12 protein-coding genes are annotated in these 14,003 nt (G+C 60.2%); 10 read left to right on the top strand and 2 right to left on the bottom strand.

The window, feature by feature from the left end:
• Positions 1-110 precede the first annotated feature (110 nt).
• The 10 genes from rpsB to DW195_RS02525 all read left to right on the top strand — a co-directional run bounded on the left by rpsB (position 111) and on the right by DW195_RS02525 (position 10,239).
• On the top strand, positions 111-839 hold the full coding sequence (gene rpsB / locus DW195_RS02570) for a 30S ribosomal protein S2 (protein WP_006236109.1): 729 nt from the start codon (positions 111-113) through the stop codon (positions 837-839).
• Between the two features lie 45 nt (positions 840-884).
• Positions 885-1,754 carry a translation elongation factor Ts gene (tsf, locus tag DW195_RS02565; protein ID WP_118205733.1) on the top strand — a complete coding sequence of 290 codons (870 nt, stop codon included), beginning with the start codon at positions 885-887 and terminating at the stop codon, positions 1,752-1,754.
• A 118-nt stretch (positions 1,755-1,872) separates the two neighbouring features.
• Positions 1,873-2,595: a UMP kinase gene (gene pyrH, locus DW195_RS02560; protein ID WP_035138557.1), complete on the top strand. Its 723-nt coding sequence runs from the start codon at positions 1,873-1,875 to the stop codon at positions 2,593-2,595.
• 2 nt (positions 2,596-2,597) lie between these two features.
• Complete coding sequence (frr, locus tag DW195_RS02555) at positions 2,598-3,134, top strand: ribosome recycling factor (protein WP_006236112.1); 537 nt, start codon at positions 2,598-2,600, stop codon at positions 3,132-3,134.
• Between the two features lies 1 nt (position 3,135).
• A complete protein-coding gene (locus DW195_RS02550; protein ID WP_117629174.1) occupies positions 3,136-3,930 on the top strand; it encodes an isoprenyl transferase in 795 nt (264 codons plus the stop codon).
• Between the two features lie 2 nt (positions 3,931-3,932).
• Positions 3,933-4,847 carry a phosphatidate cytidylyltransferase gene (locus tag DW195_RS02545; protein WP_233540795.1) on the top strand — a complete coding sequence of 305 codons (915 nt, stop codon included), beginning with the start codon at positions 3,933-3,935 and terminating at the stop codon, positions 4,845-4,847.
• A complete protein-coding gene (gene dxr, locus DW195_RS02540) occupies positions 4,847-6,034 on the top strand; it encodes a 1-deoxy-D-xylulose-5-phosphate reductoisomerase (protein WP_118205732.1) in 1,188 nt (395 codons plus the stop codon). Before DW195_RS02545 ends, dxr begins: the two co-directional genes overlap by 1 nt.
• 25 nt (positions 6,035-6,059) lie before the next feature.
• The gene (locus tag DW195_RS02535) at positions 6,060-7,421 is read left to right on the top strand and encodes an RIP metalloprotease (protein WP_118205731.1); all 1,362 of its coding nucleotides are present in this window, start codon (positions 6,060-6,062) and stop codon (positions 7,419-7,421) included.
• A gap of 13 nt (positions 7,422-7,434) precedes the next feature.
• The gene (gene ispG, locus DW195_RS02530) at positions 7,435-8,517 is read left to right on the top strand and encodes a flavodoxin-dependent (E)-4-hydroxy-3-methylbut-2-enyl-diphosphate synthase (RefSeq protein WP_118205730.1); all 1,083 of its coding nucleotides are present in this window, start codon (positions 7,435-7,437) and stop codon (positions 8,515-8,517) included.
• The gene (locus DW195_RS02525) at positions 8,518-10,239 is read left to right on the top strand and encodes a proline--tRNA ligase (RefSeq protein WP_233540794.1); all 1,722 of its coding nucleotides are present in this window, start codon (positions 8,518-8,520) and stop codon (positions 10,237-10,239) included. It begins immediately after the preceding gene.
• A gap of 176 nt (positions 10,240-10,415) precedes the next feature.
• Here DW195_RS02525 and DW195_RS02520 read toward each other — a convergent pair whose 3' ends face one another.
• Both DW195_RS02520 and adhE read right to left on the bottom strand, forming a co-directional pair.
• The gene (locus DW195_RS02520) at positions 10,416-11,180 is read right to left on the bottom strand and encodes an aminoglycoside phosphotransferase family protein (protein WP_006236119.1); all 765 of its coding nucleotides are present in this window, start codon (positions 11,178-11,180) and stop codon (positions 10,416-10,418) included.
• An 88-nt stretch (positions 11,181-11,268) separates the two neighbouring features.
• Positions 11,269-13,917 carry a bifunctional acetaldehyde-CoA/alcohol dehydrogenase gene (gene adhE, locus DW195_RS02515; protein ID WP_117716641.1) on the bottom strand — a complete coding sequence of 883 codons (2,649 nt, stop codon included), beginning with the start codon at positions 13,915-13,917 and terminating at the stop codon, positions 11,269-11,271.
• Positions 13,918-14,003: the final 86 nt, after the last annotated feature.

Genomic DNA, 14,003 nt, shown 5'->3' with positions numbered 1-14,003 from the left:
ATCACGCACGCGCGGCTACTTCATACCGTGGTGCCCGGGCTTTGGTAGCACATGTCCGGGTTGGTTTTGGAGGATGACCCCGCGCGGAGGCAAACCACAGGAGGTTTAACATGGCTACCAAGATTAATATCCGCACCCTGCTCGAGGCCGGCTGCCACTTCGGTCACCAGACCCGTCGCTGGAACCCCAAGATGAAGCCGTTCATCTTCGGTGAGCGCAACGGCATCTACATCCTCGACCTCAAGCAGACCATCCTCGACGCCGACCAGGCCTACACCTTCGTCAAGAACGTCGCCAAGGGTGGCAACGTGCTGTTCGTCGGCACCAAGAAGCAGGCTCAGGAGGCCGTCAAGAACGCTGCTGAGCGCGCCAACATGCCTTATATCAACCAGCGTTGGCTCGGCGGCATGCTGACCAACTTCGTCACCATCCGCTCCCGCATCAACCGCATGGAGGAGCTCGAGGCCATGGTCGAGGACGGCCGCATGGCAGTGCTTCCCAAGAAGGAGCAGGCTGTGCTCGGTAAGGAGCTCACCAAGCTCCAGACCAACCTCGGTGGCGCCCGCGACATGAAGGGTCTGCCCCAGGCTCTCTTCGTCATCGACACCAAGCGCGAGGAGAACGCCATCAAGGAGGCCCAGCGTCTGAACATCCCCGTCGTCGCTCTGATCGACACCAACTCCGATCCCGACGAGGTCGAGTACGGCATCCCCTGCAACGATGACGCTATCTCCGCTGTTACCCTTATGTGCGAGCTCATGGCTGACGCCTGCCTCGCTGGCTCCGGCAAGGAGCAGGTCTCCGAGGCCGAGATGGCCGCTGAGCCCAAGGCCGAGTAAATCAGTCTTAGTTAATTCTTTTTCATCTCTTTGAAAGGAACCACAATGGCCCAGATTACCGCCGCTATGGTCAAGCAGCTCCGCGAGATGACCGACTCCCCGATGATGGAGTGCAAGAAGGCTCTCGTCGAAGCTGACGGCGACATGGACGCCGCTGTCGACGTTCTGCGTAAGAATGGCCTTGCCAAGGCTGCCAAGAAGGCTGGCCGCGAGACCAACGAGGGCGCTGTCGCCGCGTTCGTCTCCGAGGATGGCAAGACCGGCGCTCTGCTCGAGCTCTCCTGCGAGACCGACTTCGTTGGCTCCAACGCCAAGTTCACCGGCTTTGCTTCCAAGGTCGCTGAGGTTGTCGCTACCACCGAGCCTGCCGACGTCGACGCTCTGCTCGAGAAGCCGATGGGCGAGGAGACCGTTTCCTCCGAGCTCACCGAGATGATTCACATCATGGGCGAGAACATGAAGATCTCCCGCTTCGCCGCCCGTAAGGCCGAGAACGGCGCGCTCGCTTCTTACATCCACATGGGTGGTAAGATCGGCGTCCTCGTCGAGTTCGCCTTCGAGAAGGCCGAGACCGCTCAGGCTGAGTCCTTCAAGACCTTCGCTCACGACGTTGCCCTTCAGGTTGCCGCCGTCGCCCCGATCTGCGCTACCCGCGATCAGGTTCCGGTCGAGACCGTCGAGCACGAGAAGCAGATCTACATGGCTCAGGCTGCCGAGTCCGGCAAGCCCGAGGCTATCCAGGAGAAGATGGCTGTCGGCCGTCTGGAGAAGTTCTACAAGCAGTCCGTGCTCACCGAGCAGGAGTTCATCAAGGACAGCTCCCTCACCATCAAGAAGTACGCTGAGCAGGTCTCCAAGGAGCTCGGCGACACCATTACCGTCGTTGCCTTTGACCGTCTGGTCCGTGGCGAGTAAATAAGCTCTTGTAGCTGGTAATGAGCAGGCTGTGGGTTTTACTCACAGCCTGCTTTTTCATGGCTCTTCGTAGAGCCTTTGATAGAATGTTGAGAGTTCAATCTAAAGGAGGATCGCTTTGTCCGACATCCGATATAAACGCGTGCTTCTTAAGCTTTCCGGCGAAGCACTGATGGGCGACGGCCAATATGGCATCGACCCCAAGGTTACCGACCATCTTGCCAAGCAGGTCAAGGAGCTGCTCGCCGTTGGCCATGAGGTGGGCGTCGTTGTCGGCGGCGGCAATATTTTCCGCGGCATGGCCGGCGCTGCCGGTGGCATGGAGCGTGCTCAGGCCGACTACATGGGCATGCTGGCAACCGTTATGAACGCGCTCGCCCTGCAGGATGCCTTCGAGCATAACGATGTTCCCTGCCGCGTGATGAGCGCTATCCAGATGAACGAGATCTGCGAGCCCTATATTCGCCGTCGCGCCATCAATCACCTTTCCAAGGGCAACGTCGTTATTTTTGCCGCCGGTTCGGGCAATCCGTACTTTACGACCGACACCGCCGCGGCTCTTCGTGCGTGCGAGATCGGCGCCGAGATTCTGATTAAAGCCACCAAGGTTGACGGCATCTACGACAAGGATCCCGTCAAGTGTGCCGACGCCGTCCGGTTTGACAAGATTACCTATCACGAGGTTCTCGTCCGCGGTCTGCAGGTTATGGATTCCACGGCTACGGCACTGTGCCAGGATAACCGTATGCCGATTTTGGTCCTCAACATCGATGGCGAGGACACCGTCAAGCGCGCGCTTTCGGGTGAGCCCGTCGGCACGCTCGTCTATCAGGAGGATTAAGCATGGCAGAGAACATCACCGCCCACATGGACAAGTCGCTCGAGTCCCTCAAGCATAACTTCTCCAAGGTCCGTACCGGCCGCGCCAACGCTAACATTCTGTCCGACATCACCGTCGATTATTACGGTGTTCCCACGCCGGTCACGCAGGTTGCCGCCGTAAAGACCCCCGAGGCCCACATGCTGCTCATCGAGCCGTGGGACAAGGCGCTCATCAACGCTATCGTCAAGGCCATCGGCGCTTCCGATCTGGGTATTACCCCCAACTCCGATGGCACCGTCGTTCGTCTGCCGTTCCCGGCTCCCACCGAGGAGCGCCGTCGCGAGCTCGTCAAGGAGTGCCGCGAGTACGCCGAGCAGGCCAAGGTGTCTATCCGTAACATCCGTCGCGACTTCAACAACAAGCTCGAGCGCGATGAGGAGCTCACCGAGGACGATGTCCGTCGCGAGCAGGCAAAGGTCCAGAAGCACACCGATGAGTATGTCGCCAAGGTCGAGGAGCTTCTGAAGGAAAAAGAAGCCGAGGTCATGGAGATCTAAGGTGCAATACGACGAGCATAAACTGGTCGAGTACTTTGCCGACGCCCCTGCGGGCGTCGGTTTTTCCGACCTTGACCTCAATAACATTCCGCACCATATCTCGTGCATCATGGACGGCAACGGTCGTTGGGCCACGTCGCGCGGTCTTGCACGCACTGAGGGCCACAAGGCGGGTATCGTCTCCCTTCGCGAGATCATTACTGCCTGCGTGCGTCTGGGCGTCGACGTGCTTTCTGCCTATGCGTTTTCTACCGAAAACTGGAACCGCCCGCAGCATGAGGTCAACGTCTTGATGCATTTGTTTGCTAAGACGTTTATCGACGAGCTGCCGCTTCTGAAGCGCGAAAACGTGCGCGTTGTCTTTTTGGGTGACATTTCCGCGCTGCCCAAGAAGACCCGCGACGTTTTTGAACGCGGTCTTGCCGAGTGCGCCGATCACACCGGTATGACGCTGGCGCTTGCCGTCAACTACGGCGCGCGTGCCGAGATTACCCGCGCTGTCCGTCAGATCGCAGTCGACGCTGCCGCCGGTAAGATCGATCCTGCCGCAATTGATGACGACATGGTGGCATCCCACCTCTATACCGCCGGTCTTCCCGATCCTGAGCTTGTGATTCGCACCTCTGGTGAGCTGCGCCTTTCGAACTATCTGCTGTGGCAGGTGGCTTATTCCGAGTTCTACGTCACCGATACCTATTGGCCCGACTTTGATCGCTGGGGCCTTGTCGACGCCATTTTGGCCTATCAGGGCCGTGACCGTAGGTTTGGTGGACTGAGCAAGACCGAGGAGGCTTAATCGTGTCCGATCGTCCCAAGGCATCTGCTCCCAAGACGCCAGTTTCCGCGGCGCCTGCGCGCAAAGCTGCCGCTGCGGGAGCGCCTGCAGCAAAGAACGGCACCGGTTCGTGGCTGGCTGGCTTTATCACCCGCGCCGCCGCCGGTATCGTCTACGCCGTTGTCTTTATCCTGTGCCTGGTTTTGGGTATCGTCCCCACGGCCATCTTTGTTTCTGTCATGAGCGGTCTGTGCTGCTATGAGTTTTTCCGTATGACGAGGCTCGATGGCAAGATGGCTAACGAGCGCATGGGTATCGCTGCCGCCGTACTCTTTCCGCTGTCGGCGTTGGGCGATTCGATGTTGCTGAATGCCCTGCTTTTTGCCCTGATGCTCGCTGTGGGCATTTGGTATGTCTGGTCGCCGCGTACCCGCATCTCTGATGTGGCCGTGACGCTCATGGGTCCCATCTACACTGGCTTTATGCTGTCGGCTATCGTGCTGCTGCGCGATGCCGTGCCCGGTTTTGCCGGCGCCCTGCTTTCGGTGGGCGTTTGCGCGTCCCTTTGGGTCTCCGATTCGTTTGCCTACATCGTGGGTAGCCGTATCGGCAAACACAAGATGGTTCCCAAGATCTCTCCCAAAAAGAGCTGGGAGGGGTTTGTTGGCGGCATCCTGGGCTCGGTTTTGATTTGGCTCATCCTGTGGGCGACGCACTTCTACAAACTCAGCCTGCCCTATGCGCTGCTGTGCGGCGTGGTGGTGTCCATTTTGGGCGTTATCGGCGACCTTATCGAGTCGCGCATCAAGCGCGGTGTGGGCGTTAAGGATTCCGGTAACCTTATCCCGGGCCACGGCGGCATGCTCGATCGTAGCGATTCGCTTATCTTCGGCTGCATCACCGCGCAGCTGATGCTGATGATCGGAGGCGTGCTGTAATGTCATTCCAGACGACGTATGGCCCCGATGGACGCCTCCGTGTTGCCATCCTGGGTTGTACGGGCTCCATCGGCACCCAGGCGCTCGATGTGTGCCGCCAGCATGCCGATCGCCTGCAGGTGACGGCGCTGTCCGTTAACTCCAGTACCTCCGAGCTCGTTGCCGCTGCCCGCGAGTTTTCGGTTTCGGCGGTTGCCGTGGCCGATGTCGCTCATGGCGATGACGCCGTGCTGCAGGAGTTGCCCGAGGGCACGAAGCTCGGCGTTGGCGCGCAGGCGGTTTGCGAGCTCGCGCGTCGCCACGATGTCGACTGCGTGCTCGTCGCTATTGTGGGTGCCGCCGGTCTCGAGGCGAGCCATGCGGCCTTGACCTCAAATAAGCGCCTTGCCCTTGCCAACAAGGAGTCCCTCGTCGTCGGTGGCGACTTGCTTATGCCGTTGGCGCAACCGGGCCAGCTTATTCCAGTCGACTCTGAGCACTCCGCCATCTACCAGTGCTATCTGGGGGAGAACCCACGCGATGCTCATTGTATTTGGCTCACCTGCTCGGGCGGTCCGTTCTTTGGCCGCACGCGCGGCGAGCTCGACCGCGTGACGCGTGCCGATGCCCTCGCACATCCCACGTGGGCCATGGGTGCCAAGATCACCATCGACTCCGCTACCCTCATGAACAAGGGCCTGGAGCGCATTGAGGCCATGCATCTGTTTAACTGCGATCTCGATTTCATCAACGTGGTCGTGCAGCGTCAGTCCAAGATTCACTCTATGGTCGAGTTCGCCGACGGCTCCGTGATGGCGCATCTCGGTGCTTCCGACATGCGTATTCCCATTCAGTTCGCGTTCTCGTATCCCGAGCGTTGGGATACCCCGGCGCCTCGTATCGATTTTCGCGAGTTGGGGCAGCTCACGTTTGATGCTGCCGACATGGATACCTTCCGCTGTCTGGCACTGGCCGAGCGTGCCGGCAAGACGGGTGGCACCATGCCGTGCGTGCTCAATGCCGCCAATGAGGTCGCCGTCGATGCCTTCTTACACGATGGCTGCAGCTTTACCGATATCGATCGCATTGTGGAATCCTGCATGGATGCCCACGATATGCAGGCGGTCGATTCGTTTGAGCAGCTTCGCGACATCGATGCGTGGGCGCGTGAAAAGGCTGCGCAGGTGCTCGCCGCAACCCGTTCCTAACCCATAAGGATTTCTTTTTCGTTTTATGGATACTGTTCTGAGCGTTCTCTCATCGGTCTTTTGGGGCCTGCTGATGCTTTCCGTCCTCGTGTTTTTGCACGAGGGCGGCCACTTTTTGGCGGCGCGTGCCTGCGGCGTCCGTGTGACCGAGTTCTTTTTGGGCCTGCCGTGCCGCTTTGACATCCATTACACGTCGCGTCGCATTGGAACCAAGTTTGGCGTGACCCCGCTGCTGCTGGGTGGCTACGCTGCCATCTGCGGTATGGATCCGACCGATGTTTCGTGTGCCGATCGCGTGCTCGCGGCTATCTATCGTCATGGTCGCGTGACCGTGGCCGACCTTGCTGTCGAGCTCGAGCTTTCCGAGGAAGATGTGCTCGAGGCTTGTGCTCTGTTGCTGGGCTGGGGCTCCATCGCACCTTGGTATGAGGAAGGGGAGAAGCCCTCACCGAGCTACTATCCCACCAAGTATCAGACACTGCCTCGAGACGCTGCGGGTTACACCACCTTTGACGGCCGCCGGTTCGATCGAGAGCATGCGACTGCCGAGGGCGATGTGTGGGTGCTGCCGTGCGGCGAGGCTGATTTCTTGGCGCAAGAGCGCTCTCACACCTATTTGGGCCAGGGTTTTGTCAAACGCGCCTTTATGCTGCTCGCGGGCATTATCGTCAATATCCTGACGGGCTTTTTGCTCCTTATGAGCATCTATTCCATTGCGGGTGTCACCGTGCCGATCGATACCAACGTGATCGGTCAGGTTGACGAGGGGTCTATTGCCGCCAAGGCGGGTATCGAGGCCGGTGATGCGATCCTTTCGGTCGACGGTGTCTCATGTTCCACTTGGATGGACGTCTACGATGCTATCGGCAAGGCCGCCGGTAAGGACGATATCGCCATTGAGTATGAGCGCGACGGCAAGCAGCGTTCGACCTCGGTTGCGCTCAAAGAGGACGAGCGGTTAGGTGTGTATGCTTCTACGGAGCTAGTCCGTTTGGACCCCATCACCTCGGCGCGTCTGTCATTCTCCTATGTTGCGCAGACAGCGGAGGGCGTGATGCGCCTGCTCCAGCCGCAGCATACGATGGAGATCCTCGATCAGTCCTCTTCGATCGTGGGTATTAGCGTCATGTCCTCGCAGGCAGCTGCTGCCGGTCCCATCACGTTCTTGTCGTTTGCCGCGCTCATTTCGTTCTCACTGGGCTTTATGAACTTGCTGCCCATCCCGCCGCTCGACGGCGGCAAGCTGCTTATTGAGATCATTCAAAAGATTGCTGGCCGCGAGCTGCCGCTCAAGGTCCAGACAATCGTGAGCTATGTGGGCGTCGCGCTCTTCGCGTTGCTGTTTGTCTATATGCTTCGTTCCGACATCCTTCGATTCATTCTGTAGGGGAGTGTTTGGATTGTCTCTATCCCATTCTTTGCCGCGCGAGCTGACGCGCCCCGTGCATGTGGGCGGCGTGCAGATCGGCGGCGGCGCGCCGGTGGTGGTTCAGTCCATGACCTGCACCGATACCGCTGATGCCCAGGCAACGCTTGCGCAAGTGTGCGCGTTGGCGCAGGCTGGCTGCGATATCGTGCGTGTGAGCGTGCCCACCGAGGCCGCGCTCGAGGGCTTCTGTACCATCTGTGCTGAGTCTCCGGTGCCGATTGTTGCCGATATTCACTTTAACCATAAGCTCGCCATCGGCGCCGTCGAGGCTGGTGCCGCCAAGCTGCGCATCAATCCCGGCAATATCGGTGATTGGGCTAAGGTCGACGCGGTGATCGATGCTGCGGGTGCCGCGGGTTGTGCGATTCGTATCGGCGTCAATGCCGGTTCGCTCGAGCAGGACATCGCCGAGCGCGACGACCTCACGCAGCCCGAGAAGCTCGTGATGTCGAGCGAGCGCTTCGTCAAGCACTTTGAGGACCGCGGCTTTACGAACATTGTGCTTTCGGCCAAGGCCCATAGCGTGCATACGACGCTCGATACCTATCGAGCCCTGTCGCGTGAGATTCCCCACGTTCCGCTTCACCTGGGCGTAACCGAGGCGGGTACCAAGCTTCAGGGCACCATTAAGAGCTCGGTGGGCCTTGGTATTCTGCTGTCTGAGGGTATTGGTGACACCATGCGTGTCTCTCTCACGGCCGATCCGGTTGAGGAGCCGCCGGTTGCCTGGGGTATTCTGCAGTCGCTGGGCCTGCGTCGCCGTGGCCCTGAGATTGTCTCGTGCCCCACGTGCGCTCGCTGCCAGGTTAACCTCATTCCCATCGCCGAGGAGGTCACCGAGCGGCTTAAGAACTACTCCGCGCCGCTTTCTATCGCTGTGATGGGATGTGCCGTTAATGGCCCCGGTGAGGCTTCTGATGCCGACCTGGGCGTTGCTTGCGGACGTGGTCAGGCCTTGCTCTTTTCGCATGGCCAGATCATTGGTAAAGTAGCTGAGGACCAAATTGTCGACGCGCTTATGGCAGAGGTCGACAAACTTATTGAGGAGAAATAAATGACCCGAGCAATGTATATGTCTAAGCTCTATGCGCCGACGCTTAAAGAGGATCCGGCGGACGCTGAGCTCGCCAGCCACCGCCTGCTGCTCCGTGCCGGCATGATCCGCAAGGAGGCCGCCGGTCTGTATTCCTACCTGCCGCTCGCATGGCGCTCGATTCGCAAGATCGAGAATATCGTGCGCGACGAGATGAATGCCGCCGGTGCCCAGGAGCTCATGATGCCCATTATGGTCGACGCCGAGTTGTGGCGTGAGTCCGGCCGCATCGACGCCTATGGCAAGGAGCTTGTGCGCTTTGACGACCGTCACGGTCGCGAGTTCGTCCTTGGCCCCACGCACGAGGAGACCGTCACGGCCCTGGTGCGCAACGAGCTGCGCTCCTACAAACAGCTGCCCGTCAACCTTTACCACATTCAGGACAAGTTCCGCGACGAGTTCCGTCCCCGCTTTGGCCTGATGCGCGGCCGCGAGTTCATCATGAAGGACGCCTACAGCTTCTCCGCCACGCAGGAGAGTCTGCAGGAGGAGTACGACAAGATGAAGCAGGCCTACGCCAACATCTGCGAGCGCTGCTACATCAAGGCTCTGCCCGTTGTCGCCGACTCTGGCGAGATCGGCGGCGACACCTCTGTCGAGTACATGGCTCTGGCCGACGCCGGCGAGGCCTCGCTCGTCTACTGCGACGATTGCGGCTTTGCTGCCGACGATGAGGCCGCAAGCACCAAGGTCGTTGTGACCGAGGGCCCCGGCGACGGCACGCTTACCAAGGTCGAGACTCCGGGTATGGGCACCATCGAGGCCGTCGCCAAGTTTTTCGGCTTCCCCGAGAACGGTACGCGCAAGTCGCTGGCGTTGATCGACGCCGAGGGCAAGCCGGTCGTTGCCATTGTCCCGGGCGACCACGAGCTCAATGACTGTAAGGCCGAGCATGTCTTTGGCAAGGGCTATCGCATGATGACCGACGAGGAACTTCAGGCGAACGGGCTGCACAAGGGCTTTATCGGACCGGTCAACCTGCCCGAGGGCATCCGTCTGGTGTGCGACGAGAGCCTGCGCGAGTCCAAGCAGTGGGCCTGCGGTGCCAACGAGGTCGACTATCACTTTACCGGTGCCTGCCCCGATCGCGACTTTACCGTCGATGAGTGGGCCGACCTGGTTACCGTCGTTGCCGGCGATCCCTGTCCGCACTGCGGCAAGCCGCTCTCTGCTGCCCGCGGCATCGAGGTTTCCCAGGTCTTCCAGCTGGGCACCAAGTACTCCGAGGCCATGGGTGCCACCTTTATGGACGAGGACGGCAAGGAGAAGCCGCTGATTATGGGTTGCTACGGCGTGGGCGTGTCTCGCTCGCTCGCTGCCGTCGTGGAGCAGCACAACGACGAGCACGGCATCGTTTGGCCGGTCTCCGTTGCCCCGTACGAGGTTGCGGTGATTCCGCTCGACCCCAAGAAGGAGGAGTGCGCTTCTGTCTGCGAGCAGATCGTTGATGGCCTGTGCGCCGAGGGTATCGAGGTCGTCGTCGACGATCGCGATGAGCGTCCCGGCTTTAAGTTTGCCGACAACGACCTTATGGGCTTCCCGTATCAGGTGGTGCTCGGCAAGCGTGGCCTTAAGAACGGCACCGTCGAGCTCAAGGACCGTGCCACGGGCGAGCGCGAGGACGTGGCGATCGATGAGGTCGTCGCCAAGGTTTCCAAGCTTGTGAAGGCGGCCCGCCGTTAATCGACGTTTCTGCTATTAGATGTAATTGCGGGACTGCTCCGTATCTCTCTTAGGAAGAGATGCGGAGCAGTCTATTTTGTTGCGTGAATAAACTCGATGGGTAAAGGAAAACCCCACAGCCCATATGAGCTGCGGGGTTTTCTTGTGCCTCCGATGCGAAATAAATCGCTCAGATATTACTGATAATCGACGACGTCGATCCAGTTCTTCAGGAACTCATCGTTCACGTTGCGCTTACGAGCGAGCTCGGAAGCGGCGACGATGCTCGTCCACTGACGCACGACCTGCATGGGCATGTCGGCGCGGTCGCAGTAGAGCTCCAGGTAGGCCTCGGCCTGATCCTTGCTGTTGAGGGCGAAGAGCAGGTAGGTGGTGGCAACGTCGGCAGCAGGGGAGCCCTGGGTGGCGTGTGCCCAGTCGCACACATAGAGCTGGCCGTCGTCGCCGACGATGACGTTGGAGGGGTTGAAGTCGCCGTGGCAGACCTTGAACTCCTTGGTCATGCCGTCCAGACGCTCCTGAAGGTTGTAGCGCGTGGTGGCATTGAGCTGATCAAGGCTGTCGATCATGCGGGCGAACTTGTCGCGCTGACGGTTGAGCAGCGGGGAGGTGTAGCCGTGGATCTCGATCTGGAGGTCGACGAACATCTCGAGATACTCACCAAAGCGCTGGGGCTCGGCAGTCATCTTCTCGGCAAGGGTGGTGCCCGGAACCTTCTCGGTCACGAGCGCCCAGCCGTTGGCGTTCTCGAGCTGGGAAACCTCGAGAGCCTTGGGGCTGCGGATGCCGCACTCATTGATGCGGGCAAGATTCAAAGCCTCGTTGAACACGTCGGAGACGGGCTTGGTCTCGTTAAAGACCTTGACGATCTTGTCGCCCAGGTCGTAAACGACCTTGTTGCCACGGCGGACGAGCTCGGTCTTGGAATCGGGTAGCAGCATGGTTGCATCCTTTCAACGATGCGATAGAAGCGACGGCGGGGGTGTGTGAAACACCCGTGCACCCCCGCCGTTAAAAACCGTGCTAGAACTAGCAGACGGCGTAATCCTGAGGCTCGCGGCCGTAGTAGGCGTCCAGATAGAGCTCCTTGATCTCGCTCATGAGCGGGTAGCGCGGGTTAGCGCCGGTGCACTGGTCGTTGAATGCCTGCTCGGTCATCTCGTCGAGGGTGTCGAGGAAGTACTGCTCGTCGACACCGTAGTCGGCTATGGTCTTCTTGACGCCGATGAAGTCCTTGAGCTCCTCGAGCTTCGTGATGAAGTTCTCGAAGACCTCCTTGTCGTCCTTGCCCTCGATGCCGCAGTACTTGGCCATCTCGGCGTAGTTGTGCAGCGCGTTGGGGTAAGGATACTGAGAGAAGGTACCCATCTTGACGGGAGCCTCGGCGGCGTTGTAGCGCATAACGCGGGTCAGGATGACGGCGTTGGCGATGCCGTGGGGCAGGTGATGGAAAGCGCCGAGCTTGTGGGCCATGGAGTGGTTGAGGCCCAGGAAGGCGTTGGCGAAGGCCATACCGGCCATGCAGGAGGCGTTGTGCATCTCCTCGCGGGCGTGCGGGTCCTTGGCGCCGTTCGTGAAGCTGGAGGGCAGGTTCTCAAAGACGAGCTTAGCAGCGCGCTCGGAGAGGCCCTTGGTGTAGTCGGAAGCCATGATGGAGACGTAGGACTCGATGGCGTGGGTCATGACGTCGATGCCGGAGGCGGCGGTCAGGCCGCGCGGGGCGGTCATGCAGTTGTCGGCGTCGACGATAGCCATGTTGGGGAGCAGCGCGTAGTCGGCGAGCGGCCACTTGATGCCGGTCTCCTTGTCCGTGATGATGGCGAACGGCGTGCACTCGGAGCCGGTACCCGAGGAGGTCGGGACGGCGACGAAGTAGGCCTTCTTGCCCATCTCGGGGAAGGTGAAGATACGCTTGCGGATGTCCATGAAGTCCATGGCCATGTCCTCAAACTTGCACTCGGGGTGCTCGTACATCATCCACATGATCTTGCCGGCGTCCATAGCGGAGCCACCGCCGACGGCGATGATGACGTCCGGCTCAAAGAGAGCCATCTGCTTGGCACCACGACGTGCGCACTGCAGCGACGGATCGGGCTCGACGTCGTAGAAGCAGTCGTGGGCGATGCCCATCTCGTCGAGCTTGGCCTCGATGGCGCGGGTGTTGCCATTCTTGAAGAGGAACTGGTCGGTGACGATGAAGGCGCGCTTCTTGCCCATGACGTTGCCCAGCTCGTCGAGGGCGACGGGCGTGGAACCCTTCTTGAAGTAGACCTTCTCGGGAGCGCGGAACCACAGCATGTTCTCACGGCGCTCGGCCACAGTCTTAACGTTGATCAAGTGCTTCACCCCAACGTTCTCGGAGACGGAGTTGCCGCCCCAGGAGCCGCAGCCCAGGGTCAGAGACGGCTTCATGCCAAAGTTGTACAGGTCACCGATGCCGCCGTGCGAAGACGGGGTGTTGATGACGATACGGCAGGCCTTCATGACGTGCTCGAACAGGCTGATCTTCTCGGCCTGGGCGGGGTGCACGTACAGAGAGGCGGTGTGGCCCGGGCCACCGGCGAGCACCAGGTGCTCGGCCTTGTCGACGGCCTCCTGGAAGTCCTTGGCGTGATACATGGCCAGGACCGGGGAGAGCTTCTCGTGGGAGAACTCTTCCTTGGCGGGGTCGGTGGAGGTGACCTCGGCGATCAGGATCTTGGTCTTGGCGGGAACCTCGATGCCGGCGAGCTCGGCGATCTTGGCGGCAGCCATGCCGGGAATGCGGTGATCGAGGGCGCCGTTCTTGAACATGGCGGCACGCAGGGCCTCCATCTCGGCACCCTGCTTGACGAAGTAGCAGCCGCGCTTCTGGAACTCGGCCTTAACCTGGTCATAGATGGTGTCGATGACGGTCACGGACTGCTCGGAAGCGCAGATCATGCCGTTGTCGAAGGTCTTGGAGTGGATGATGGAGTTGACGGCGAGCAGCACGTCGGCGGTGTCGTCGATGACGACCGGGGTGTTACCGGCGCCAACGCCCAGGGCGGGCTTGCCCGAGGAGTAGGCGGCCTTGACCATGCCCGGGCCACCGGTGGCGAGGATGATGTCGACGTCGCGCATGACCATGTTGGTCAGCTCGATGGAGGGGACATCGACCCAGCCGATGATGCCCTCGGGGGCGCCGGCCTTGACGGCGGCGTCAAGCACGAGCTTGGCGGCGGCGATGGTGCACTTGGCGGCAGCCGGGTGCGGGGAGATGATGATGGCGTTGCGGGTCTTCAGGCTGATCAGCGTCTTGAAGATCGCGGTGGAGGTGGGGTTGGTCGTCGGGATGACGGCGCCCACGATGCCGATGGGCTCGGCGATCTTGGTGATGCCGTAGGCCTCGTCGCGCTCCAGAACGCCACAGGTCTTGGTGTTCTTGTAAGCGTTGTAGATGTACTCTGCGGCGTAGTGGTTCTTGATGACCTTGTCCTCAAGAACGCCGCGGCCGGTCTCCTCGATGGCCATCTTCGCCAACGGGATACGAGCCTTGTTGGCGGCCATGGCGGCCTCATAGAAGATCTTGTCGACCTGCTCCTGCGTGTACGTAGCAAAAAGCGCCTGGGCCTCTCGCATCTGAGCGAGCTTAGCCTCAAGCGCCTCTACGTTGTCCACAATTGCGGGAGTAGTGTTTTCCGGTGACTTTTTCACCATTTGTGTCTCCTTGCGATCGGAGATTTACCCTACGTCTTGCATGATAGCAAGAAATAATTCGGTAAACGGTAAGATTCCCGTAAAAG

Source organism: Collinsella sp. AM17-1 (genome assembly GCF_003470665.1).
In the GTDB taxonomy this organism is placed as follows: Bacteria; Actinomycetota; Coriobacteriia; order Coriobacteriales; family Coriobacteriaceae; genus Collinsella.
Note: the sequence above shows the minus strand (reverse complement) of the source record. Positions and strands in the feature narration are given on the sequence as shown.